The 24,288-nt window shown below is 69.6% G+C and carries 17 protein-coding genes; 14 read left to right on the top strand and 3 right to left on the bottom strand.

Features of this window, described 5'->3' with window-relative positions:
• Positions 1-237 precede the first annotated feature (237 nt).
• The 7 genes from ACI2L1_RS26085 to ACI2L1_RS26055 all read left to right on the top strand — a co-directional run bounded on the left by ACI2L1_RS26085 (position 238) and on the right by ACI2L1_RS26055 (position 11,111).
• On the top strand, positions 238-1,917 hold the full coding sequence (locus tag ACI2L1_RS26085; RefSeq protein WP_404741781.1) for an extracellular solute-binding protein: 1,680 nt from the start codon (positions 238-240) through the stop codon (positions 1,915-1,917).
• Positions 1,917-2,987, top strand: a complete 1,071-nt coding sequence (locus tag ACI2L1_RS26080; RefSeq protein ID WP_404741780.1) for an ABC transporter permease — start codon at positions 1,917-1,919, stop codon at positions 2,985-2,987. Before ACI2L1_RS26085 ends, ACI2L1_RS26080 begins: the two co-directional genes overlap by 1 nt.
• Complete coding sequence (locus tag ACI2L1_RS26075) at positions 2,984-3,910, top strand: carbohydrate ABC transporter permease (RefSeq protein WP_404741779.1); 927 nt, start codon at positions 2,984-2,986, stop codon at positions 3,908-3,910. The genes ACI2L1_RS26080 and ACI2L1_RS26075 overlap by 4 nt, the downstream gene beginning before the upstream one ends.
• 96 nt (positions 3,911-4,006) lie before the next feature.
• On the top strand, positions 4,007-6,199 hold the full coding sequence (locus ACI2L1_RS26070) for a WD40/YVTN/BNR-like repeat-containing protein (RefSeq protein WP_404741778.1): 2,193 nt from the start codon (positions 4,007-4,009) through the stop codon (positions 6,197-6,199).
• The gene (locus tag ACI2L1_RS26065) at positions 6,196-8,166 is read left to right on the top strand and encodes a beta-galactosidase (protein WP_404741777.1); all 1,971 of its coding nucleotides are present in this window, start codon (positions 6,196-6,198) and stop codon (positions 8,164-8,166) included. Before ACI2L1_RS26070 ends, ACI2L1_RS26065 begins: the two co-directional genes overlap by 4 nt.
• Positions 8,163-10,361, top strand: coding sequence for a glycosyl hydrolase family 95 catalytic domain-containing protein (locus ACI2L1_RS26060; protein ID WP_404741776.1), 2,199 nt, complete (start codon positions 8,163-8,165; stop codon positions 10,359-10,361). Before ACI2L1_RS26065 ends, ACI2L1_RS26060 begins: the two co-directional genes overlap by 4 nt.
• Before the next feature lie 36 nt (positions 10,362-10,397).
• Positions 10,398-11,111: a hypothetical protein gene (locus ACI2L1_RS26055; protein WP_404741775.1), complete on the top strand. Its 714-nt coding sequence runs from the start codon at positions 10,398-10,400 to the stop codon at positions 11,109-11,111.
• 232 nt (positions 11,112-11,343) lie between these two features.
• On the opposite strand, the gene ACI2L1_RS26050 is transcribed toward ACI2L1_RS26055, so the two are convergent.
• From ACI2L1_RS26050 to ACI2L1_RS26040, 3 genes are all read right to left on the bottom strand, one after another.
• The gene (locus ACI2L1_RS26050) at positions 11,344-13,392 is read right to left on the bottom strand and encodes a TIM-barrel domain-containing protein (protein WP_404741774.1); all 2,049 of its coding nucleotides are present in this window, start codon (positions 13,390-13,392) and stop codon (positions 11,344-11,346) included.
• An 82-nt stretch (positions 13,393-13,474) separates the two neighbouring features.
• Positions 13,475-14,482, bottom strand: coding sequence for a LacI family DNA-binding transcriptional regulator (locus tag ACI2L1_RS26045; protein WP_404741773.1), 1,008 nt, complete (start codon positions 14,480-14,482; stop codon positions 13,475-13,477).
• A 656-nt stretch (positions 14,483-15,138) separates the two neighbouring features.
• Positions 15,139-15,471 carry a hypothetical protein gene (locus ACI2L1_RS26040; RefSeq protein ID WP_404741772.1) on the bottom strand — a complete coding sequence of 111 codons (333 nt, stop codon included), beginning with the start codon at positions 15,469-15,471 and terminating at the stop codon, positions 15,139-15,141.
• Between the two features lie 36 nt (positions 15,472-15,507).
• Here ACI2L1_RS26040 and ACI2L1_RS26035 point away from each other — a divergent pair, with 36 nt between their 5' ends.
• From ACI2L1_RS26035 to ACI2L1_RS26005, 7 genes are all read left to right on the top strand, one after another.
• Positions 15,508-16,317: an endo-1,4-beta-glucanase gene (locus ACI2L1_RS26035; protein ID WP_404741771.1), complete on the top strand. Its 810-nt coding sequence runs from the start codon at positions 15,508-15,510 to the stop codon at positions 16,315-16,317.
• A gap of 111 nt (positions 16,318-16,428) precedes the next feature.
• Positions 16,429-18,360, top strand: a complete 1,932-nt coding sequence (locus ACI2L1_RS26030; RefSeq protein ID WP_404741770.1) for an acyl-CoA dehydrogenase family protein — start codon at positions 16,429-16,431, stop codon at positions 18,358-18,360.
• Between the two features lie 74 nt (positions 18,361-18,434).
• On the top strand, positions 18,435-19,697 hold the full coding sequence (dxr, locus tag ACI2L1_RS26025; RefSeq protein ID WP_404741769.1) for a 1-deoxy-D-xylulose-5-phosphate reductoisomerase: 1,263 nt from the start codon (positions 18,435-18,437) through the stop codon (positions 19,695-19,697).
• 8 nt (positions 19,698-19,705) lie between these two features.
• Entirely contained in the window at positions 19,706-20,998 is a 1,293-nt protein-coding gene (locus tag ACI2L1_RS26020; RefSeq protein ID WP_404741801.1) for a M50 family metallopeptidase, read from the top strand.
• A 170-nt stretch (positions 20,999-21,168) separates the two neighbouring features.
• Complete coding sequence (gene ispG, locus ACI2L1_RS26015; RefSeq protein WP_404741768.1) at positions 21,169-22,326, top strand: flavodoxin-dependent (E)-4-hydroxy-3-methylbut-2-enyl-diphosphate synthase; 1,158 nt, start codon at positions 21,169-21,171, stop codon at positions 22,324-22,326.
• Positions 22,327-22,715: 389 nt separating this feature from the next.
• Complete coding sequence (locus tag ACI2L1_RS26010) at positions 22,716-23,564, top strand: GNAT family N-acetyltransferase (protein ID WP_404741767.1); 849 nt, start codon at positions 22,716-22,718, stop codon at positions 23,562-23,564.
• A 78-nt stretch (positions 23,565-23,642) separates the two neighbouring features.
• Positions 23,643-24,173 carry a GNAT family N-acetyltransferase gene (locus ACI2L1_RS26005; protein ID WP_404741766.1) on the top strand — a complete coding sequence of 177 codons (531 nt, stop codon included), beginning with the start codon at positions 23,643-23,645 and terminating at the stop codon, positions 24,171-24,173.
• Positions 24,174-24,288 lie beyond the last annotated feature (115 nt).

The following is a 24,288-nucleotide window of genomic DNA, read 5'->3' as shown; positions in this document are numbered from 1 at the left end:
CGTCACTTCAAGCGGTGCATAAGAAAAGGTCACCTCCCTCACCTCCGAGGAATCTTGGGAACGACCCTTGTGCACCCCTGGGTGTTCACTTAACCTCACAGCAACATCGAAGCGCTTCGACTACGGATTCCGTCACAACGGTCGAAGTATCGCTTCAGCTCAGCCAGTTCCACTCAAGACACCGCAGCCGACGGCTCCACCGCCGGGTGTCCTGGTGCGCCATGAAGGGTTGACGCAATGACGCCGAACGCCGCTTCCGCCTCCTCCGGGCCGAGCCGGAGAAGTTTCCTCGCCTCGACAGCGGTCGCCACCGCCGCCGTGGCGGGCGGGATGCCGCTGCTTGCCGCCTGCGGCGGTTCGGACAGCGAATCGCGCGAGGGAACCACGTCGGGCAAGGCCGCGGACAAGCTGCTCCCGACGTTCGCCGCCAGCACGGTCGCGAATCCGGACCTTCCGTCGAAGAACGGCTCGGCCTCCGGCTACACCGGCAAGGTCGACCTCGCGGCCCTGGAGACCTCGGTCCCGAAGAAGCTCGGCACCGGCGCCTCCTTCAAGATCATGTCCCCCTTCTGGGGCTCCCCGCCGAAGGCCGGCTGCGCCTACTACACGGCCCTCGACGCCGCCGCGGGCACCAAGATCACCTGGCAGAACCAGGACGGCAACACCTACGGCGAGAAGCTCGGCGCGGTCCTCGCCTCCAGCTCCATACCCGACATGGTGGTCGTGCCGGGCTGGGAACTGGTCGGCAAGATCGCGAACGCCGTCACCGCGAAGTTCATGGACCTCGGCCCCTACCTCGCGGGCGACAAGGTCAAGAAGTACCCGAACCTGGCCGCGATCCCGTCCGACGCCTGGCGGATGGGCATCTTCGGCGGTGCGCTGCGCGGGATCCCGATGCCGGCCGCCACCGCGTCCTTCATCGTTCCCTACTACCGCAAGGACATCTTCGAAAAGAAGGGCTGGTCCGTACCCAAGTCGCCCGACGAGTTCCTCAGTTGGGCGAAGGAGGCCACCAGCGCCAAGGCCAAGGTGTGGGCCTGCGGTGACATGAACTGGACCGCGTGGAGCATCTTCGGTGTCCGCGGCTCCGGGACGGTCGGCTGGAACATCGGGGACGACGGCAAGCTGACGTACCGGGTCGAGCAGCCCGAGTATCTCGAAGCCCTGGAGTGGACCCGCAAGCTGTTCGACGCGGGTGTGGTCCACCCTGATGACAAGGCGCGCACGGGCGACCAGGGCCAGCGGTTCACCGCCGGGCAGATCCTGGCCTTCAACAACGACATGTCCACCTGGTACGGCAAGACCGCCGAACAGGCCGCGTCCAACCCGGACTTCGTGATCGAGGGCATGGACATCTTCGGCGCCGACGGCGGCGACCCGACGCTGTGGGCGGCCCAGCCCGCTGGCATCTGGTCGATGATCCGCAAGGGCGCCTCCAAGACCACGATCGAGAACGCCCTGGCCGCCGCCGACTTCGCGGCCGCGCCCTACGGCACCAAGGAGCGGATGCTCGTCGACTACGGCGTCGAGGGCACCCACTACACGGTCAAGGACGGCGTCCCGGTCAAGAACGACCTCGGCAACTCCGAGGTCATCAACGCCTGGGTGATGCTGGCCGCGCCGGCCGCCTACTACGCCCACCCCGACTTCCCCGACATCGCCCGCAAGCAGGTCGAGTGGCAGCAGCGGATGGGCGCCTTCATGAAGAAGACGTCCACCTTCGGCATGAACATCGTCGAGCCGACCCGCTACGCCAACCTCTCCAGCCAGTTCGAGCAGTTGGAGATCGACTACGTGCGCGGCAACCGCAAGCTCTCGGACGTACAGGCCGCCATCTCCACCTGGAAGTCCTCCGGCGGCGACAAGCTGCGCGACTGGTACAAGGAGCTCATCGACAAGAACGGCAGCGGCAACTGATGTCTCTCACGGCCGGGAGCAGGCCCGACGGGACTCGTCCTCCCGCGGCCGTCGAGGAACCGACGGCCGCGGTCGCCGCCGCGGTGGCCGCCTCGGCGAAGGAGAGGGCGCCGCGCAGGCAAGGCAAGGCGGGGAGGGCGGGCAAGGTGCCCTTCAAGATCCGGCTGCGCCGCGACCGCACGCTCATCCTGATGACGCTGCCGGTCACGGTCCTGCTCCTGCTCTTCAACTACGTCCCGCTGCTCGGCAACGTCGTCGCCTTCCAGGAGTACGACCCGTACGTCTCCAGCAACGGCGTCACCGCGATCTTCCACAGCCCCTGGGTCGGCGTCGAGCAGTTCTCGCGGATGATCGACGACCCGCTGTTCTGGAGCGCCGCGAAGAACACCATCGTGCTGTTCGTGCTGCAACTGGTGCTGTTCTTCCCGATCCCCATCGCCCTCGCGCTGCTCATCAACAGCGTGGTCCGGCCCCGGGTCCGGGCCGTGGCGCAGGCGATCATGTATCTGCCGCACTTCTTCTCGTGGGTCCTCGTCGTCACCGTGTTCCAGCAGATCTTCGGCGGCGCGGGCATCATCGCCCAGACCCTGGAGGACCACGGCTGGAGCGGCTTCGACCTGATGACCAACGCGGGCCTGTTCAAGTACCTGGTCACCGCGCAGGCCGTCTGGAAGGACGCCGGCTGGGGGATCATCGTCTTCCTCGCCGCACTGGCAGCCGTCAGCACCGATCTGTACGAGGCCGCCGCCATGGACGGCGCCGGGCGCTGGCGCCGTATGTGGCACGTCACGCTGCCCGCGCTGCGCCCGGTGATCGCGCTGCTGCTGGTCCTCAGGGTCGGTGACGCGCTCAGCGTCGGCTTCGAGCAGTTCCTGCTCCAGCGGTACGCGGTCGGGGCCGGGGCCAGCGAGGTCCTCGACACCTATGTGTGGAACATGGGTATCCAGAACGGCGACTTCAGCTACGCGGCCGCGGTCGGCCTCGTCAAGGGAGCCATCGGAGTGTGTCTCGTCCTGGGTGCGAACAAGTTCGCGCACCTGCTCGGCGAGCAGGGGGTGTACCAGAAGTGAGCCTCAACACGCAGCTCATCCGCAGTCTCAAGGCCCCCGCCCGGCCCGTTTGGGAGGAGGAGCCCAACAAGGCCGGACTCACCGCCAAGGGCGGTCTCCTTCTCCTGTGCAGCCTGGGCGTGCTCGGTCCGCTGTGGATCGTCATCGTCACCAGCCTCTCCCCGAAGCCGGTGATCGACCGGGTCGGCGGGCTCGTCGTGATCCCCCAGGGCATCACCTTCGTCAACTACAAGGAACTCCTCAGCGGGGGGCAGGTCAGCCGGGCCATCATGGTGTCGGTCGGGGTCACCCTCGTCGGCACGCTGTTCTCGATGGCGGTGTCGGTGCTGGCGGCGTACGGGCTGTCGCGGCCGGGGAGTCTGGGCCATCGGTTCTTCCTCATGACCATGATGGCGACGATGTTCTTCGGGGCCGGGCTGATTCCCACCTATCTGCTGGTGCAGTCGCTGGGTCTGACGGACACGTATCTGTCGCTGATCCTGCCGAGTGCGGTGAGTGTCTTCAACATCCTTGTGCTGCGGGCCTTCTTCATGGGGATCTCGCCCGAACTCACCGAGTCCGCACGGATCGACGGCGCCGGGGACATGCGGATTCTGCTGACCATCATCATGCCGTTGTCCCGGGCCGTGCTGGCCGTGATCTCCCTGTTCTACGCGGTCGGGTACTGGAGTGCCTGGTTCAACGCGTCGATCTATCTCAGCGATCAGTCGATGATGCCGTTGCAGAACGTGCTGATTCAGCTGGTGCAGAAGAACACGGAAGCGCCTACGGGGTTGCAGCAGGCGGTTCGTACGGGGCAGTTGTCGTCGCTGGGGTTGCAGATGGCCGTGATGGTGCTGGCGTTGATTCCTGTTGCGGTGGCTTCTCCGTTCGTGCAGCGGCATTTCAAGAAGGGCATGTTGACGGGCGCGGTCAAGGGCTGACGGTCGTTTGTTGTCTGCGGCTGCCGTGTGGCTGGTCGCGCAGTTCCCGCGCCCCTGAGTGGGTTCACTTTCCCTTAGTTCAGAGCGAGGTTTGTCATGCTTGCGTTCGGGCTTAGTCGACGTGCTGTTCTTGCCGGGACCGCTGCCGCCGCCGCGATCACCGCTCTTCCGTCCTTCCCGGGGGTCGCCGCGGCCGCCGACTCCGCCACGCCCTCCTACCGCTGGCGCAACGTCGTCATCGGCGGTACCGGGTTCGTCACCGGTGTGCTCTTCCATCCCTCCGTGCGCGGGCTCGCCTACGCCCGCACCGACATCGGCGGGGCCTACCGGTGGGACGACCGGGGCGCGCGCTGGATTCCGCTCAACGACGATCTCGGGTGGGACGACTGGAACCTGCTGGGTGTCGAGGCCATGGCCGTCGACCCCGCCCATCCCGACCGGCTCTACCTCGCACTCGGTACCTATGCGCAGTCCTGGGCCGGCAACGGGGCCGTGCTGCGGTCCGAGGACCGGGGGGCGACCTGGGCCCGTGCCGATCTGTCCGTGAAGCTCGGGGGGAACGAGGACGGGCGGGGGGCCGGGGAGCGGCTGCTCGTCGATCCCCGGGACAGTGACACGCTGTGGCTGGGGACCAGACACGACGGGCTGCTCAAGTCCACCGACCGGGGCGCCACCTGGGCCGTCGCGAGCGGCTTCCCGGGGGCCCCGAGCGGCAGCGGTCAGGGCGTCACCCTTCTCGTCGCCGCCGGGCGGGTCCTCTACGTCGGCTGGGGTGACTCCGACGGCAGCACCCCGAACCTCTACAGAACCGCCGACGGCACCACCTGGGAAGCCGTCCCCTCGCAGCCCTCCGGCACGAACGCCAAGGTGCCGATCCGGGCCGCGTACGACTGCCACACCCATGAGCTGTACGTCACCTACGCCAACGCACCCGGGCCCAACGGGCAGTCCGACGGCAGTGTGCACAAGCTGGCCACGGTGAGCGGCAAGTGGACCGACGTCACCCCCGTCCCGCCCGGTGGCAGTGACACCTTCGGGTACGGCGGAGTCTCCGTCGACGCCCGCCGCCCCGGCACCGTCGTCGTTTCCACCAACAACCGGTGGACGGCCGGCGACACCCTGTACCGGACCACGAACGCCGGCCGCACCTGGACCTCTCTGAAGGAGTCCGCGGTCCTCGACGTGTCCGAGACCCCGTTCCTCACCTTCGGCGCCGACGAGCCCAAGTTCGGCTGGTGGATCCAGGCCCTCGCCGTCGACCCGTACGACTCGAAGCACATCGTCTACGGCACCGGCGCCACCCTCTACGGCACCCGCGACCTCAAGCACTGGGCCCCACAGATCCGCGGCTTGGAAGAGACCTCCGTACGTCAGCTGATCTCGCCCCCGGCCGGGGAGGCGCACCTGCTCAGCGGCCTCGGGGACATCGGGGTGATGTACCACGAGCGGCTCACGGCGTCGCCGTCGCGGGGCATGGCGGACAACCCCGTGTTCGGGTCCGCGACGGGGCTCGCCCAGGCCGCGGCCAAGCCCTCGTACGTCGTCCGCACGGGCTTCGGCGACCACGGCAACGGCGCCTTCTCGAACGACGGCGGCAGGTCCTGGGCGCCCTTCGCGGCCCAGCCCGCCCTCGCCAAGGACGCGCCGGGGCCGATCGCCACCAACAGCGACGGCAGCGTGCTGCTGTGGACCTTCGTGCACTGGGACGGCACCAAGTACCCCGCGCAACGCTCCACCGACAACGGGGCCACTTGGTCCGAGGTCGCCACCTTCCCCAAGGGCGCCACCCCGATCGCCGACCCGGCCGACCCGACGCGCTTCTACGCCTACGACACCGACACCGGAACCCTGTTCGCCAGCACGGACAGCGGTCTCACCTTCACCGGGCGTGCGGGCGGACTGCCTTCCGGTGACAGCCAGTTCCAGCTGGCCGCGGCCCCGGGGCGCTCCGGCGACCTGTGGCTGAGCACCAAGTGGAACGGCCTCTACCGGTCCACCGACGGGGGCGCGACCTTCACCAAGCTCACCAGCTGCTGGGCCTCGTACACCCTCGCCTTCGGCAAGGCCGCCGACGGCGCCGACTACCCGGCGGTCTACCAGGTCGGCTCCACGGAGACGATCACCGCCGTGTACCGCTCCGACGACGGCGCGAAGACCTGGGTGCGCGTCAACGACGACCAGCACCAGTGGGGCTGGATCGGCGCCACGATCGCGGCCGACCCGCGGCTGTACGGCCGGGTCTACATCGCCACCAACGGCCGGGGCATCCAGTACGGGGAGCCGGCGTGACACCGGGACTCCAGGACGCCACCCGCGGCCGCATCCTCTACGGCGGCGACTACAACCCCGAGCAGTGGCCCGAGGAGACCTGGCACGAGGACGTCCGGCTGATGAAGGCCGCCGGTGTCAACTCCGTCACCCTCGGCGTCTTCTCCTGGGCGAAGCTCGAACCCCGGCCCGGAGAGCGGGACTTCGGGTGGCTGGACCAGCTGATGGACCTGATGCACGAGAACGGCATCGGGGTCGTCCTCGCCACCCCGACCTCCTCGCCCCCGCCGTGGATGGGCCACCTCCACCCCGACACGCTCCCCGTCGACCAGGACGGCCGCACCGAGTACTGGGGCGGGCGCCAGCACTTCTCGCACTCCAGCGCCACCTACCGCCGCTGTGCCGCCGCCATCACCGAGGACCTCGCCGCCCGCTACGGCGGCCACCCGGCCCTCACGATGTGGCACATCAACAACGAGTACTGCACCTTCGACTGGAGCGACGAGGCCGCCGCCCGGTTCAGAGGCTGGCTCCAACGGAGATACGGCTCCCTCGACGCCCTCAACACCGCCTGGGGCACCGCCTTCTGGAGCCAGGGCTACGGCGACTGGGCCGAGATCCACACCCCCCGCCACGCCCACTACATGAAGAATCCCACCCAGGTGCTGGACTTCCGGCGCTTCACCTCCGACATGCTCCTGGAGTGCTACCTCGCCGAGCGGGACATCGTCCGGCAGGCCACCCCGAACATCCCGGTGACCAGCAACTTCATGCCGCTGTGGGTCGGTCAGGACGCGTGGCGGTGGGCCGAGGAGGAGGACGTCGTCTCCGTCGACCTCTATCCCGACCCCCGTGATCCCCTGGGGGCCCAACAGGGCGCCCTCGTACAGGACATGACCCGTTCGCAGGCCCGCGGGCCCTGGATGCTCATGGAGCAGGCCGCCGGACCGGTCAACTGGCGGGGCGTGAACCACCCCAAACCCCGTGGCCTGAACCGCCTCTGGTCCCTTCAGGCCGTCGCCCGCGGCGCCGACGCCGTCTGCTACTTCCAGTGGCGCCAGTCCCGGCAGGGCGCGGAGAAGTTCCACTCCGGGATGGTCAGTCACGCGGGGGAGGAGGGCCGCACCTACCAGGAGGTCAAGCAGCTCGGCGCCGAACTGGCGCGGATCTCCGGCGAGGTGACGGACAGTCACACCGCCAACACCATCGCGATCCTGCACGACTGGCACTCCTGGTGGGCCGGCACCCAGGACGGCCGCCTGTCCAGCGAGGTCGACTACCCGGACGTCCTGAAGTCCTGGCACCGCGCCCTCTGGGAGGCCCACCTCACCACCGACTTCGCCCACCCCGATCACGACCTCACCGCCTACAAGGTGGTCGTCGTACCCCAGCTGTACGCCCTCACCGACACGGCGATCGACAACCTCCTCGCCTACGTCCGCCAGGGCGGCACCCTCGTCTCCGGCTTCCTCACCGGCATCGCCGACGAGGACGACCGGGTGCGCCCCGGCGGCATGGACGCCCGGCTGCGTGAACTGTTCGGCATCCGCACCCTGCACGAGTGGTGGCCGCTCGACGCGGGCGAGCACGCCGAGTGCGACGGGTTCCGGGGCACGCTGTGGTCGGAGGAGATCGACAAGGCCGAGGAGGCCACAACAGAGGCCGCCTACGAGGGCGGTGAGCTCGACGGGCTGCCGGCCGTGCTCCGCAAGGGGCGCGCCTGGTACCTCTCGACGCTCCCCGAGCCGGGCGCCCTGCGCGAGCTCCTCAGCCGTATCGCCTACGACGCGGGCGCGCACCCCGTCCTCGACGGACTGCCCGACCGCGTCGAGGCGGTCCGCCGCGGCGAGCTGCTCTTCCTGCTGAACCACGGGCGCGAGTCGGTGACGGTCGACGTGCCCGGCACCCACGAGGACCTGCTGACGGGGGAGCCCCGCACGGACCAGGTGACCCTGGACCGCTACGGAGTGGCGGTACTCAAACCATGAGCGACGGCCCCGTCCACGGAACCTGGGAACCCGCTCCGGCCGCCCGTTGGGAGGACGGCTTCCTGAGCGGCAACGGCCGTCACGGCGCTCTTCTGTTCGGCGCTCCGAACGACGAGCGGGTCGTCGTCACCCACCACACCCTGGTCCGCCCCAACGGTGCCGAACACGCCCGCCCGCCCCGGCTCGCCGCCGAACTCCCCGCGCTCCAGGACCGGTTGCTCGCCGGAGACCTGCACGCTGCCGAGGGCTTCACCGACCGGCGCGAGCTCCAGTGGGTGCAGCCCTTCCACCCGGCCTTCGCGATACGGCTGCGACGGCCCACCCAGGTCGAGAACGCCGACCACCGCCGTTCCGTCGACTTCACCACCGGCGTCGCGCAGACCGAGTACGACGGTGACCTGAGCCGTGTCTTCGTCTCCCGCGCCGACGACGTCATCGTCATCCAGGTCACCACCCCGGACCTGGAGATCGCCCTCGACCACCGGCTCCCGAACGCCCCTCACGACCTCGCCGTCGGCCACGGCGCCGTCCTCACCCCCGAGGGCGCCCTGCTCACCCTGCGCGCCCGTTACCCCGGCAGCGACCGCGCCTACACCGGCGTCACACTCGTCGCGGTCACGGGCGGCCGTACGACCCTCACGCCGCCCGGCCTCCGCATCACCGGCGCGGACTCCGTCCTGCTCCTGACCCGGGTGCTACGGCACACCGACGAGCCCGACGCGCTCGCCGAGGCCCGCGCCCTGGGCGAGCTGCTGCCGGAGGGCCACGGCGACCCGTACGCCCACCTCCTCGCCCGTCACACCGAGTCGCACCGCGCCGCCTACCGGCGCGTGACCCTCGACCTCGGCGCCGACCCCGCCGAACGTGCTCTGCCGGGGTCGGAGTTGCTCCGGTGCCCCGACAGCCCCGCACTCCTGGAACGCCTCTTCGCCGCCGGCCGCTACCACCTGCTCTCCTCCAGCGGCCTCTGCCCGCCCCGCCTCACCGGCCTGTGGACCGGCGACTGGGACACGGCATGGGCGGGAGCCTTCACCAACGACGCCAACGTCAACCTCCAGACCGCGTCGGCAGCTTGCGCGGCGCTCCCCGAAGTCACCGAAGCCCTGGCTTCCCTGATTCAGCGTCAGATACCGGACTGGCAGGACAACGCCCGCGAGATCTTCGGTGCCCGGGGAGTCGTGGCCCCGCCGCACTCCGACGGCGAGTCCGGGCTGACGTACCACTTCAGCCGCGAGTACCCGCTGCACCTGTGGACGGCCGGTGCCGACTGGCTGCTCAAGCCCCTCGTCGACCACGACGAGACCCGCGGCGAACAGGACCCGCGCACCGCGCGCGCCCTCGCCGAAGTCGCCCTGTTCTACGAGGACTTCCTCACCCGCACGGACGCCGACGGCCAGCTCGTCGTCGTCCCCTCCTACTCGCCCGAGAACCGCCCCGCGAACGCCAGTTGGGGCGCGATCAACGCGGCCATGGACCTCTCGGCCGCCCGCCACGCCCTGCTCACGGCCGCCGCGTACCACCCGGAGAGGGCGGAGGTCTGGCGCGCTCTCGCCGACCGCCTCCCTTCCCACCGGACCAACGCCGACGGCGCCCTCGCCGAGTGGGCCTGGCCCGGCCTCGACGACACCTACGACCACCGCCACCTCAGCCATCTCTACGGCGTGTGGCCGCTCGACGAGATCACTCCCTACGACACCCCCGACCTCGCCAAGGCGGCCCACCGAGCCCTCGAACTCCGGGGCTCCGAGAACGACTCGGCCCACGGCCATCTGCACCACGCCCTCGTCGCCGCCCGTCTGCGCGACGGCGAGCGGGTCGCGCACGCCCTCGGCCAGGTGCTCGAAGGCGACTTCTTCCACGACTCGCTGATGAGCGCGCACTACCCGAACCGGGACGTCTACAACGCGGACGCCGCCCACACCCTGCCCGCCGTGCTCGTCGAGATGCTCGTGCATTCGACGCCGGACCGGCTGGTGCTGCTGCCGGCGGTGCCCGCCACCTGCCCCCAGGGCGAACTACGAGGCATCCGCACCCGGTTCGGGGCGGAGCTTGACCTCGTCTGGAACCCCACCGAAGTGATCGCGGTGATCCGCCCCACCCGGACCCACCGCGTCGAACTGAGGACTTCCTCCGGCGCCGAACCGCTCGACCTCGTCGCAGGAGAAGACCACGTCCTCCGTCTGGAGGCGTGGTAACCCCCGCATTTCCCCCCACCCATGGAAAGGGACACCATGGCAAAGAGCACTCTGCGCAAGATCACCATGGCCGTGCTGGCACCGGCGATGGCCATCGGCGCCACCGTCGGACTCGCCTCCGCCCCCGCCTCGGCCGCCGTCTGGAGCTCCTGCGACCAGTGGGGCAACACGACCCTCAACGGCTACACCCTCTACAACAACATCTGGGGCTCCGGCGCCGGCGCCCAGTGCATCTGGGCCAACTCCGGCACCAACTGGGGCGTCAACGCCAACCACCCCAACACCGGCGGCATCAAGTCCTACCCCAACTCCAAGAAGGTGATCAACAAGTCGATCACCTCGCTCGGTTCGCTCTCCAGCAGCTACAACGTCACGGTGCCGTCGTCCGGCGCGTACAACACGTCGTACGACATCTGGGACACCGACTACGACTACGAGATCATGCTCTGGGTCAACAAGACCGGAGCCGTCGGCCCGCTCGGCACCTCACAGGGCAACCTCACGCTCGGCGGCCACACCTGGACCGTCTACAAGGGCAACAACGGGGCCAACGAGGTCTTCTCCTTCGTCCGCACCTCCAACTCCAGCTCCGGCACCGTCAACATCCTGCCGATCCTGAAGTGGATCAAGGACACCAAGGGCTGGTTCGGCAACGAGACCATCGGCGACGTGCAGTTCGGCTTCGAGATCACCAGCTCGTCCGGCGGACTGGACTTCGCGGCCAACAACCTGACCGTCAGCAGCAGTTGACCCGGCGGGGCGGGGTTTCATCGGACTTCTGCGCAACTCCGCCCCCCTCAGTGTCACCCTGATCGCCGCCGCCGCGTTGCTCGCCGTGCCGGGCAGCGCGGCGGCGGCACCCAAGCCCACGGGCCTGTACCCGGTGGCGTACCTGTCCGCCTGGAGGTACCAAACAGCACGGTTTTCAGGGGCGCGGGGAACTGCGCGACAAGCCACGACGAACCCGCAGCCGACTCACGACCTACCGCGGCACATCCTGAATCGGCAACCGCGCCCCATCCCGCAGGAACAAGGGAATCCGGTCCAACGGCGCATCCACGGTCACCGTCGTCCCACCCTCGTACGTCTCTCCGGTCCACGCGTCGGTCCAGGCCGCGCCTGCCGGAAGATACGTGGTCCGGGCGGTCGCGCCAGCCGTGAGCACCGGCGCCACCAGCAGATCCGCCCCGAAGAGATACGCGTCGTCGACCCCCCACGCCGCCTGGTCCTCCGGAAACTCCAGGAACAGCGGACGCATCGGAGTCAGCCCCTCCTCATGCGCCTCCCGCATGACCTGAAGGACATACGGCCTCAACCGCTCCCGCAACCGCAGGAACTTCTCCAGGATCGCGCCGGCCTCCTCCCCGTACGACCACACCTCGTTCGGGCCGCCCGTCATGTCCGGCCCCAGCGGCATACCGGGGTCGCGGAAGCCGTGCAACCGCATCAAGGGCGACAGCGCACCGAACTGGAACCAGCGGACCATGACCTCGCGGTACGCCGGGTCGTCCGGATCCCCGCCGTGGAAGCCGCCGATGTCGGTGTTCCACCAGGGGATGCCGGACATCGCGGTGTTGAGACCGGCCGCGATCTGATGGCGCAGGGTCGTGAAGTCGGTGCCGATGTCGCCGGACCACAGGGCGGCGCCGTAACGCTGACTGCCCGCCCAGGCCGAGCGGTTGAGGGTGATGACCTCCTCACCGGCGGCCGTCAGGCCCTCGTGGAAGGTGCGGGAGTTCTCGGCCGGATAACTGTTGCCGACCTCAAGGCCGGGACCCGTCCAGTACCGCAGGTTCTCCTGGAAACCGGGCTTGAGCTCGGGCTCACAGGCGTCCAGCCAGAAGGCCGTGATGCCGTACGGCTCCAGGTAGTTCTCCTTCACGCGCGACCACATGAACTCCCGGGCCTCCGGGTTCGTGGCGTCGTAGAAGGCCACCTGGACGGTGGAGGCGACCCCCTTGTCCGGCCAGTCGGCGTGCGCCATCGGGCCGTACTGGGTGCCGATGAAGTAGCCGCGCTGCTCCATGACCGGGTGGTTCTCGCTGAGCGGCGACACCGACGGCCAGACGCTGACCACCAACTTGATGCCCATTTCGTCCAGTTCACGGACCATCGCCGCCGGGTCGGGCCACTCGGCCGGGTCGAACTTCCACTCGCCGAGGTGCGTCCAGTGGAAGAAGTCGCAGACGATCGCCGAGATGGGAAGTCCCCGGCGCTTGTACTCCCTTGCCACGGACAGGAGTTCGTCCTGGGTGCGGTAGCGCAGCTTGCACTGCCAGAACCCCGCCGCCCACTCCGGCAGCATCGGCGTACGGCCGGTCACCGCACTGTAGCGGCGCTGGCCGTCGGCCGGGCTGCCCGCGGCGATCCAGTAGTCGATCTGGCGGGCCGAGTCGGCCACCCAGCGCGTGCCGTTGTGGGCGAGCTCCACGCGGCCGACCGCCGGGTTGTTCCACAGCAGGGTGTAGCCGCGGCTGGAGGCGAGGACCGGGATGGAGACCTCGGCGTTGCGCTGGATCAGGTCCAGGACCAGGCCCTTCTGGTCGAAGCGGCCGTGCTGGTGCTGGCCGAGGCCGTACAGCTTCTCGTCGTCGTAGGCGGCGAAGCGCTGCTCCAGGCGGTGGTGGCCGTTGCCGACGGCGGTGTAGAGGCGCGAGCCGGGCCACCAGAAGTGGGCGCGGGCCTCGGCGAGGAGTTCGGCGGAGTCGTCGGTGCGCAGAAAGCGGAGCTGCCCCTCGGCGTCGACGTGGACGGTCAGCGCGCCCACGGTCAACTGCGCTTCCCCGTCACCGATCTTGACCGTGCTCTCGGTGACCGGAGACTCGTCCAGCAGGGCGCCCGGCAGCCCTTCGAGGATCGGCCCCCCGAGCCGGGCCCGCACCCGGACCGCGTCCGGGCCCCAGGGCTCGATGCGCACGGTCTCCTGGCGGCCGCTCCACTCCAGCGCGCCGTCCCGCTCGCGGAAGGTGCCGACGGTGGGGGACGACTGCGCGAGGCTGACCTTGGGCTGGATGTCGGCAGGCTGAGTCACGGAGGGTGCTCCTGAAGGGGAGGACAGACAAGGGGGTGCCCCGGCAGGGGGCTGTGCAGGAGGTCGTGGTGAGGAGGCTGGGTCAGGACGCGGCCGGGCCGGTGCTGGCCCGGACCGTCAACTCGGGTTCGATCAGGACGACTTCGTCCTCACCGCGGCCCTCCAGCTTGGCGGCGAGGCGCTCCACGGCGTGCCGGCCCATCTCCTGGGCGGGGATGGCGACCGAGGTCAGCCGCACCGAGGCCTGGACGGCGACCTGTTCGGGGCAGATCGCGACCACCGAGACATCCTCGGGAATGGCCCGGCCCTGCTGGCGCAGCAGCGCGAGCAGCGGCTCGACGGCCTGCTCGTTCTGCACGACGAAGCCCGTGGTGGACGGCCGCTCGTCGAGGATGCGGGCGAGGGTCACGGCCATCGCGTCGTACCCGCCGTCGCACGGCCGGTGCAGCAGCCGTACGCCCAACTCCTGGGCGCGGGACCGGAGTCCGTCCAGGGTGCGCTCGGCGAAACCGGTGTGCCGTTCGTAGACCGCGGGGGCCTCGCCGATGACGGCGATGTCGCGGTGACCGAGCTTCGCGAGGTGCTCGACGCACAGGGCGCCGGTGGCCCGGAAGTCGAGGTCGACGCAGGTCAGTCCGGAGGTGTCGGCGGGGAGGCCGATGAGTACGGACGGCTGGTCGGTGCCGCGCAGCAACGGCAGCCGCTCGTCGTCGAGTTGGACGTCCATCAGGATCATCGCGTCGGCGAGCCCGCTGCCGGTGACCCGGCGCACCGCGTCGGGACCCTCCTCGCCGGTGAGCAGCAGGACGTCGTACCCGTGCGTCCGCGCGGTGGTCGCGACGGCGATGGCGATCTCCATCATCACCGGCACGTACATGTCGGTGCGGAGCGGGATCATCAGCGCGATGATGTTGGACCTGCTGCTGGCCAGCGCGCGGGCGCCCGCGTTCGGGTGGTAGCCGAGTTCGCGGATGCTCTGCTCGACCCGCTGCCGGGTGGTCGTGGAGATGGACCGCTTGCCACTGAGGACATAGCTCACCGTGCTCGCCGAGACTCCGGCGTGCTGGGCGACCTCGGCGAGGGTGACCATCCAGCTCTCCAAGCTTTGTGAAGCGCTTCGACAGTGCGCAGTACGAACATGGGCGGGTGAGGGTGGTTCGACAGTAGCTCCACCGGGGGTGGGTGTCCATAGGTTGTCGAAGCGCTTCGACAGAGACTTGTGGAGACGAGGTGGGCGGGGTGGTCGGGCCGCGGCCACCTGCCTACCATGACCGGCCGCGGGGGGCCATGGAGCGAGGGCGGCGGAACCCGGCCGGTGAATCGGCCCGTACCGGATCGTCGCCGTGTTCGGCGAGGGCGGGATGGGCACCGTACACCTGGACGGGACGCACGCGGGCGGCCCGCGGCGGTGAAGGTACTGCGGGGCGAACCGGCACGGGACGAGTCGACGGGCGCGGCGCTTCCGGCGCGAGGCGCAGACGGCGCAGACGGCGTCGGCGGTGCGCGGACCCGCCGTGGCACCGCTGCTCGGCTACGACCTCGACGGGCCGTCCCCTGGATCGCCGCCGTGTGTCCGGCGGGGCCGAGTTCGGCCGAGGCCGTGCCGGAGCACAGGGCTTTCGCGGAGCCGTGCCAGCGCAGGGGGCGCTAACCGAGGCCAGGGCGCGGTAACCGAGGCCAGAGCGCGCGGGCACTGCCGGCCGAGCCGGCCCGCACGGTCGCCGTGATCCACGAGGCCGGACGCGTCTACCGCGACCTCAAGCGGTCTGACATCGCCGAGAAACGGGCCGGAAAGGCGACGGCGGACGCCGACCTCACCTGCCTCAACCGCACGGTCACCGCCGGGCACGGCATGGCGTTCGTCGCGGGCCCGGCCGCCTCCGTCTCGATCTGCGTGGCGGTGGTGGTCAGGGCGCGGCTCCACGGCGGTGCCCCGGTGTCGGCCCGGCGGGCGATGACGGCGTCGTCCTCCAGAAGGCGGGCACCCGACAGGAAGCCGGCACCCGAGGACACCGGGACGGAACCCGCGGGCACCACCCCGTACGACCTGACGGCAACCTTTCCCGGGCGGGCGGCCACTGGGGGACGTCACACGAACCGCCGGGAAGGACCCCCATGCAGCACCGCCGCCCCCGCCTGTCCACGAAGGCGAAGACCCTCGTCTCCGCCGCGGTCGCCCTCGCGGCCGCCGCCGGTATCACCGTCGCCCAGGCGGACGAGTCGAGCAAGAAGTGCACGGCCTTCGACACGATCACGCTCGGCAAGTACTACGTGAACAACAACCTCTGGAACGAGGGGAAGTACACCGGCACCCAGTGCGTCTGGTCCAACTCCCAGTCGGGCTCGACCATTTCGTGGGGCACGAGCTACAGCCTCGCCAACAGCGCCACCGGCAAGGACTACGACGTGAAGTCGTACGCATCGACCGTGCTCGGCTGGCACTGGGGCTGGAAGGTCGACAAGTCGTCCACCGGCCTGCCGATCCGCGTCGGCGACCGCAAGCCGGTGAGGACCAGCTGGGAGTTCACCTTGCCGAACAGCCCCGGCACCATGAACGTCGCCTACGACCTCTGGCTGCACACCAAGAACACCGCCGACTGGCAGGACCAGCCCACCGACGAGATCATGATCTGGCTCAACCGCCAGGGCGGCGCGGGCCCCCTCGGCAGCCTGTACGGCAGCGTCAGCCTCGGCGGCGCGATGTGGGACATCTACCAGGGCGACATCGGCTGGAACGTCTACTCCTTCGTCCGCCGCACCAACACCACGAAGGCCTCGCTGAACCTCGACGACTTCACCCAGGCCCTCGTTCGGCGCAAGCTCCTCAGCAACGACAAGTACGTCTCCGGCATCGAGTCCGGCACCGAGGTCTTCAAGGGCACCGGGCGACTGGACACCAAGTCGTATTCCGTCGACATCGGCTGAACGGCCGCGCGCGGGGTGGTGACCTCGCCCGGGATCGGGTAAATACGATCGAGTAGCACCGGTCAGTAATACATCGGCCCCAAGATCCCCATTCGCGACGAGGTGAGCCTGATGTCCGCACCGTCCACCAAGCCTGTCGTCACCGAGCGCGAGGCCCGCGAGGTGGCGGAGGCCGCCCGGGAGCAGGACTGGCGCAAGCCCAGCTTCGCCAAGGAACTGTTCCTCGGGCGTTTCCGGCTCGACCTCATCCACCCCCACCCGATGCCCCCGGCCGAGGACGCCCGGCGCGGCGAGGAGTTCCTCGCGGGGCTCCGCGACTTCTGCGAGTCCAAGGTCGACGGGGCGCTCATCGAACGCGAGGCCCGCATCCCCGACGACATCGTCAACGGGCTCAAGGAACTCGGCGCCTTCGGCATGAAGATCGACACCAAGTACGGCGGCCTCGGCCTCACCCAGGTGTACTACAACAAGGCGCTGGCCCTGGCGGGCTCCGCGAGCCCCGCGATCGGCGTGCTGCTCTCGGCCCATCAGTCGATCGGCGTCCCCCAGCCGTTGAAGCTGTTCGGCACCCAGGAACAGAAGGAGAAGTTCCTGCCCCGGTGCGCCCGCACCGACATCAGCGCCTTCCTCCTCACCGAGCCCGACGTCGGCTCCGACCCGGCCCGCCTCGCCACCACGGCCGTACCCGAGGGGGACGACTACGTCCTCGACGGAGTGAAGCTCTGGACCACCAACGGTGTGGTCGCCGACCTCCTCGTCGTCATGGCCCGCGTGCCCAAGTCGGAGGGCCACAAGGGCGGCATCACCGCCTTCGTCGTCGAGACCGACTCACCCGGCATCACGGTCGAGAACCGCAACGCCTTCATGGGCCTGCGCGGCATCGAGAACGGCGTCACCCGCTTCCACCAGGTCAGGGTCCCGGCGGCGAACCGCATCGGCCCGGAGGGCGCGGGCCTGAAGATCGCGCTGACAACCCTGAACACCGGCCGCCTCTCCCTGCCCGCCTCCTGCGTGGCCGCCGGAAAGTGGTGCCTGAAGATCGCCCGTGAGTGGTCGGCGGCCCGCGAACAGTGGGGCAAGCCGATCGCCCACCACGAGGCCGTCGGCTCCAAGATCTCCTTCATCGCGGCGACGACCTTCGCCCTGGAGGCCGTACTCGACCTGTCCTCCCAGATGGCCGACGAGGACCGCAACGACATCCGCATCGAGGGCGCCCTCGCCAAGCTCTACGCCTCCGAGATGGGCTGGCTCGTCGCCGACGAACTGGTCCAGATCCGCGGCGGCCGGGGCTTCGAGACCGCGGAGTCGCTGCGGGCCCGCGGCGAGAAGGCCGTCCCCGCCGAACAGGTCCTGCGCGACCTGCGCATCAACCGCATCTTCGAGGGCTCGACGGAGATCATGCACCTGCTGATCGCCCGCGAGGCGGTGGACGCCCACCTGTCCGTCGCCGGCGACCTCATCGACCCGGAGAAGTCCTTGTCCGACAAGGCGAAGGCGGGCGCGAACGCCGGCGTCTTCTACGCCAAGTGGCTCCCGAAACTGGTCGCGGGACCCGGCCAACTGCCCTCCTCGTACGCCGAGTTCAAGCGCGAGGTCGACCTCTCGGCACACCTGCGCTACGTCGAACGCACGTCCCGCAAGCTGGCCCGCTCCACCTTCTACGCCATGTCCCGCTGGCAGGGCCGCATGGAGTCCAAGCAGGGCTTCCTCGGCCGGATCGTCGACATCGGCGCGGAGCTCTTCGCGATGAGCGCGGCCTGCGTCCGCGCCGAACTCCTGTACACCACCGAGCCCCACGGCCGCGAGGCCTACCAGCTCGCCGACACCTTCTGCCACCAGTCCCGCCTGCGCGTCGAGGAACTCTTCGGACGCCTCTGGAACAACACCGACGACCAGGACCGCAAGGTCGTCAAGGGAGTCATGACCGGCACCTACACCTGGCTGGAGGACGGCATCGTCGACCCCTCCGGCGAGGGCGTCTGGATCGCGGACGCGACACCCGGCCCGAGCGAACGGGAGAACGTCCACCGGCCGATCCGGTGACGGTCTCAGGACAGCGCGTCCCCGACCGGGGACGCGCTGTCCTCCTACACCGTCCTTACGGCCACAATGGAGCCATGAGCGACAGTCCAGCCCCCCGAGGCCTCGCCGACCCGCACCTGGTCTACGACCCCGTCGCGGGCGACGGCCCCAAGGACGTGGTGATCCTCGGCTCCACGGGCTCCATCGGCACCCAGGCCATCGATCTCGTGCTGCGCAACCCCGACCGGTTCCGGGTGACCGGGCTCTCCGCCAACGGCGGCCGGGTCGCACTCCTCGCCGAGCAGGCGCACCGGCTGGGGGCGCGGACCGTCGCGGTCGCCCGCGAGGACGTCGTACCGCAGCTGCGCGAGGCGCTCAGCGGTCTCTACGGCGCGGGGGAACCGCTCCCCGAGATCCTCGCCGGCCCCGACGCGGCGACCCAGGCGGCCGCCTCCGACTGCCACACCGTGCTGAACGGCATCACCGGCTCCATCGGCCTCGCCCCCACCCTCGCCGCCCTGGAGGCGGGCCGTACCCTCGCGCTCGCCAACAAGGAGTCGCTCATCGTGGGCGGCCCGCTGGTCAAGGCGCTCGCCAAGCCCGGACAGATCATGCCGGTCGACTCCGAGCACGCGGCCCTCTTCCAGTCGCTGGCCTCCGGGACGAGGGCCGACGTACGCAAGCTCGTCGTCACGGCGTCCGGCGGCCCCTTCCGCGGTCGTACGAAGGAAGAACTCGCCGACGTCACCGTCGAGGACGCCCTCGCCCACCCCACCTGGGCCATGGGTCCGGTGATCACGATCAACTCCGCGACCCTCGTCAACAAGGGCCTTGAGGTCATCGAGGCGCACCTCCTCTACGACATTCCCTTCGACCGCATTGAGGTGGTCGTGCATCCCCAGTCGTATGTCCACTCGATGGTTGAGTTCACGGACGGATCCACGATCGCCCAGGCGACGCCCCCCGACATGCGCGGGCCGATCGCCATCGGCCTCGGCTGGCCCGAGCGGGTCCCCGACGCGGCGCCCGCGTTCGACTGGAGCAAGGCGTCCACCTGGGAGTTCTTCCCGCTCGACAACGACGCGTTTCCTTCGGTCAACCTTGCGAGGCACGTGGGTGAGCTCGCGGGCACGGCCCCGGCGGTGTTCAATGCCGCCAACGAGGAGTGCGTCGAGGCCTTCCGGGCCGGCGCGCTGCCGTTCAACGGGATCATGGAGACCGTGACCCGGGTGGTGGACGAGCACGGCACCCCCGTGACGGGAACCTCACTCACCGTCGCGGACGTCCTCGAAGCGGAGACCTGGGCGCGGACCCGGGCCCGGGAACTGACGGCACAGACGGCGGAGGCCCGTGCATGACGACCCTGATGTTCATCCTCGGCATAGGGCTCTTCGCCTTCGGCCTCCTGGTGTCGATCGCGTGGCACGAGCTGGGGCATCTGTCCTTCGCCAAGCTCTTCGGCATCCGCGTGCCGCAGTACATGGTCGGCTTCGGACCGACGATCTTCTCGCGCAAGAAGGGCGAGACGGAGTACGGCATCAAGGCCGTCCCCTTCGGCGGCTACATCCGCATGATCGGCATGTTCCCGCCCGGCGACGACGGCCGTATCAGCGCCCGCTCGACGTCCCCCTGGCGCGGCATGATCGAGGACGCCCGCTCGGCCGCCTTCGAGGAGCTCCAGCCCGGCGACGACAAACGCCTCTTCTACACCCGTAAACCCTGGAAACGCGTCATCGTGATGTTCGCGGGCCCCTTCGCGAACCTGATCCTCGCGGTGGCGCTGTTCCTCACGGTCCTGATGGGCTTCGGCATCTCCCAGCAGACCAACACGGTCAGCTCGGTCTCCAAGTGCGTGATCGCCCAGAGCGAGAACCGCGAGAGCTGCAAGGCCTCCGACCCCGCCTCCCCGGCGGCGGCCGCGGGGCTCAAGGCGGGCGACAAGATCGTCGCGTTCAACGGCGTGCGCACGGACGACTGGAACAAGCTCTCCGACCTCATCCGTGCCAACCCCGACAAGACGGTCCCGATCGTCGTCGAGCGCGATGGCAAGGACGTCACCCTGACGGCGAAGATCGCCTCCAACCAGGTCGCCAAGAAGGACTCCAGCGGCCAGTACGTCCAGGGCGAGTACGTCACCGCCGGCTTCCTCGGCTTCAGCGCCGCCACCGGCATCGTGAAGCAGGACTTCGGCGACTCCGTGGTGTGGATGGGCGACCGCGTGGGCGACGCCGTCGACTCCCTGGCCGCCCTCCCCGGCAAGATCCCGGCCCTGTGGAACGCGGCCTTCGGCGACGCCCCGCGCGAGCCGGACTCCCCGATGGGCGTGGTCGGCGCGGCACGGGTCGGCGGCGAGATCTTCACCCTCGACATCCCGCCCACCCAACAACTCGCGATGGCCCTGATGCTGGTGGCGGGCTTCAACCTCTCCCTGTTCCTCTTCAACATGCTCCCGCTGCTGCCTCTGGACGGCGGCCACATCGCGGGCGCCCTGTGGGAGTCCCTGCGCCGCAACCTCGCGAAGCTCCTCAAGCGCCCCGACCCGGGCCCGTTCGACGTGGCGAAGCTGATGCCGGTGGCCTACGTCGTGGCGGGGATCTTCATCTGCTTCACGATCTTGGTCTTGATCGCGGACGTCGTTAACCCGGTCAGAATCTCCTAGCCATACGGCGTTCGAGGCGGCCCGGTGTGCTCCATGCCGGGTCGCCTTCGATTGGGTGGGTTTGACCTTGGGGATGTGCTCGTGCCTGCGCCGGTGCCGTAATCTCGAAGCCTGGAGCCCGCCGCTGACGGGACCGGGACCTTGATCCACGACTTGGGGTTGCACAGCAGATGACTGCGATTTCTCTCGGCATGCCGTCCGTTCCGACCAGGCTCGCCGAGCGCCGGAAGAGCCGGCAGATCCAGGTCGGCACGGTCGCGGTGGGCGGCGACGCCCCGGTCTCGGTCCAGTCGATGACGACGACCCGTACGTCCGACATCGGCGCCACCCTCCAGCAGATCGCCGAGCTCACGGCCTCCGGCTGCCAGATCGTGCGCGTGGCCTGTCCCACGCAGGACGACGCGGACGCCCTCGCGACCATCGCCCGCAAGTCGCAGATCCCGGTGATCGCGGACATCCACTTCCAGCCCAAGTACGTGTTCGCGGCGATCGAGGCCGGCTGTGCTGCGGTCCGGGTGAATCCCGGCAACATCAAGCAGTTCGACGACAAGGTCAAGGAGATCGCGAAGGCCGCGCGCGATCACGGCACGCCGATCCGGATCGGGGTCAACGCGGGTTCCCTGGACCGGCGTCTGCTGCAGAAGTACGGCAAGGCGACCCCCGAGGCGCTGGCCGAGTCCGCGCTGTGGGAGGCATCCCTCTTCGAGGAGCACGACTTCCGGGACATCAAGATCTCGGTCAAGCACAACGACCCGGTCGTGATGGTCGAGGCGTACCGGCAGCTCGCCGCCCAGTGCGACTACCCCCTCCACCTCGGTGTGACGGAGGCGGGCCCGGCCTTCCAGGGCACGATCAAGTCTGCCGTCGCCTTCGGTGCCCTTCTCTCCCAGGGCATCGGCGACACGATCCGCGTGTCCCTCTCGGCCCCGCCGGTCGAGGAGGTCAAGGTCGGCAACCAGATCCTGGAGTCCCTGAACCTCAGGCAGCGCGGCCTGGAGATCGTCTCCTGCCCGTCCTGCGGCCGCGCCCAGGTCGACGTCTACAAGCTGGCCGAGGAGGTCACCGCGGGCCTGACCGGTATGGAGGTCCCGCTCCGCGTCGCCGTCATGGGCTGTGTGGTGAACGGCCCGGGTGAGGCCCGCGAGGCCGACCTCGGTGTCGCGTCCGGCAACGGCAAGGGCCAGATCTTCGTCAAGGGCGAGGTCATCAAGACCGTCCCCGAGTCCAAGATCGTGGAGACCCTCATCGAGGAGGCCATGAAGCTGGCCGAGCAGATGGAGGACGCGGGCGTGGAGTCGGGCGAGCCGTCGGTGTCGGTGGCGGGCTGACGGTGTGAGCGCGGGGCGTTTCCTCGCCCCCGCCGCCCCTACCCGACCCATCCCCAGGGGGCGCTGCCCCCTTCGACCCCCGCTCCTCAAACGCCGGAGGGGCTGGATTTGGTGGCGGGGGCTCAATCGCAGGCTCTCGGGGCTGGATTTGCTTGGGGTGCTGTGAGGCATTGGCTTCTCAGCGCCGGTTCAGGCAATCCCAGCCCGTCCGGCGTTTGAGGACGAGGCCCCTTCAGGGCCGAAGCGGGGGTCTGGGGGCGGCAGCCCCCAGGGGGCCACCGAAACACCGGGCGCCCGGAGACAGGCGGCACCGAAACACGGGGGCGGCGTGGCTCAGCTTCCGCAGGTACAGTGCGGAGATCAGCAGACCCCAGCGTGAGGCCCCGCCCGTGTTGACCCAGACGACCTCCCGGGTCCTCGAACCGAGCGACCTGGACGCCGCGCTCGCCGTCCTCGACCGCGAGCCGGTCGCGAACGCCTTCGTGACGTCGCGGGTCCAGGTCGCCGGCCTCGACCCGTGGCGGCTCGGCGGCGAGATGTGGGGCTGGTACGAGGACGGCATGCTCACGTCCCTCTGCTACGCCGGCGCCAACCTGGTCCCGATCTGCGCGACCCCGCGAGCCGTCCGCGCCTTCGCCGACCGTGCCCGACGGGCCGGCCGCCGCTGCTCCTCGATCGTCGGCCCCGGCGAACCCACCGCCCAGCTCTGGCGTCTGCTGGAACCCAGTTGGGGCCCGGCCCGAGACGTCCGCGCCCACCAACCCCTCATGGTCACCGACCACATGCCCACCGACATCACCCCGGATCCGTACGTCCGCCGCATCCGCAAGGACGAGATGGAGACGATCATGCCGGCGTGCGTGGCGATGTTCACGGAAGAGGTCGGCGTCTCCCCGCTGGCCGGAGACGGGGGGCTGTTGTACCAGGCCCGCGTCGCCGAACTCGTCGGCTCCGGCCGCTCCTTCGCCCGCCTCGACCAACACGGCAAGGTCGTCTTCAAGGCCGAGATCGGCGCCGCGACGGACCGCGCCTGCCAGATCCAGGGCGTCTGGGTGGCCCCCGAATACCGGGGCAGGGGAGTGGCGGCCCCGGGAATGGCGGCGGTACTGCGATACGCCCTCGCGGACGTGGCCCCGGTGGTGAGCCTGTACGTCAACGACTTCAATACGCCGGCGAGAAGGGCGTACACAAGGGTGGGCTTCCAAGAGGTCGGCGCGTTCATGAGCGTCCTCTTCTGAACCCGGCCACAGGGGCACGGGCAACGACGGCGAACCCGCCCCCGGCACACAACCGGAACTCCCCTGTACGCTCCCCGCATGGACCTCGTCATCGGCCCCCTAGACCTGCCGGCCCACGTAGACGAGGCTCTAGCCGTCCAGGCCATCGCGTTCGGACTGGGCGCGGACGAGGTGGCGGTCCGCCGTCAGATCGTCCTCCGCCACATGACCTACCCCGGCGCGAGAGCCCTCGGCGCCACGGTCGACGGAAACCTCGTCGGATTCGTCTACGGCATGCCCAACGACCGCACCCACTGGTGGTCAACGGTCGTGGAGCCCTACCTCCGCGCCCAGCACAACGACGCCTGGCTCGACGACTCCTTCGTGATCACCGAGCTCCACGTCCACCCCCACCACCAGAACCGCGGCATCGGCAGGTCCCTGATCACCACGATCACCGACGGCGTCGCCGAACCCCGTTCGATCCTCTCCGCGATCGACACCGACAGTCCCGCCCGCGGCCTGTACCACTCCCTCGGCTACCAGGACCTCGCCCGTCAGGTACTCTTCCCGAGCGCCCCGAAGCCGTACGCCGTGATGGGTGCCCCCCTGCCGCTGCGCCGCCGCTGACGGATTTCCACCGGCACAGGGCCCCCGGCTAACCTCCTAGGGGGCCCCTGACACATTCCCGCCTGCCGCGCGGGGTCTGGCACGCACGCTCGCCGCGTTACCGAACCGCCCACGT

The sequence above is a fragment of the Streptomyces sp. NPDC019531 genome (assembly GCF_044903305.1).
Lineage (GTDB): Bacteria > Actinomycetota > Actinomycetes > Streptomycetales > Streptomycetaceae > Streptomyces.
The sequence above is the reverse complement of the archived record's forward strand: the minus strand, read 5'-3'. Positions and strand labels throughout refer to the sequence as shown.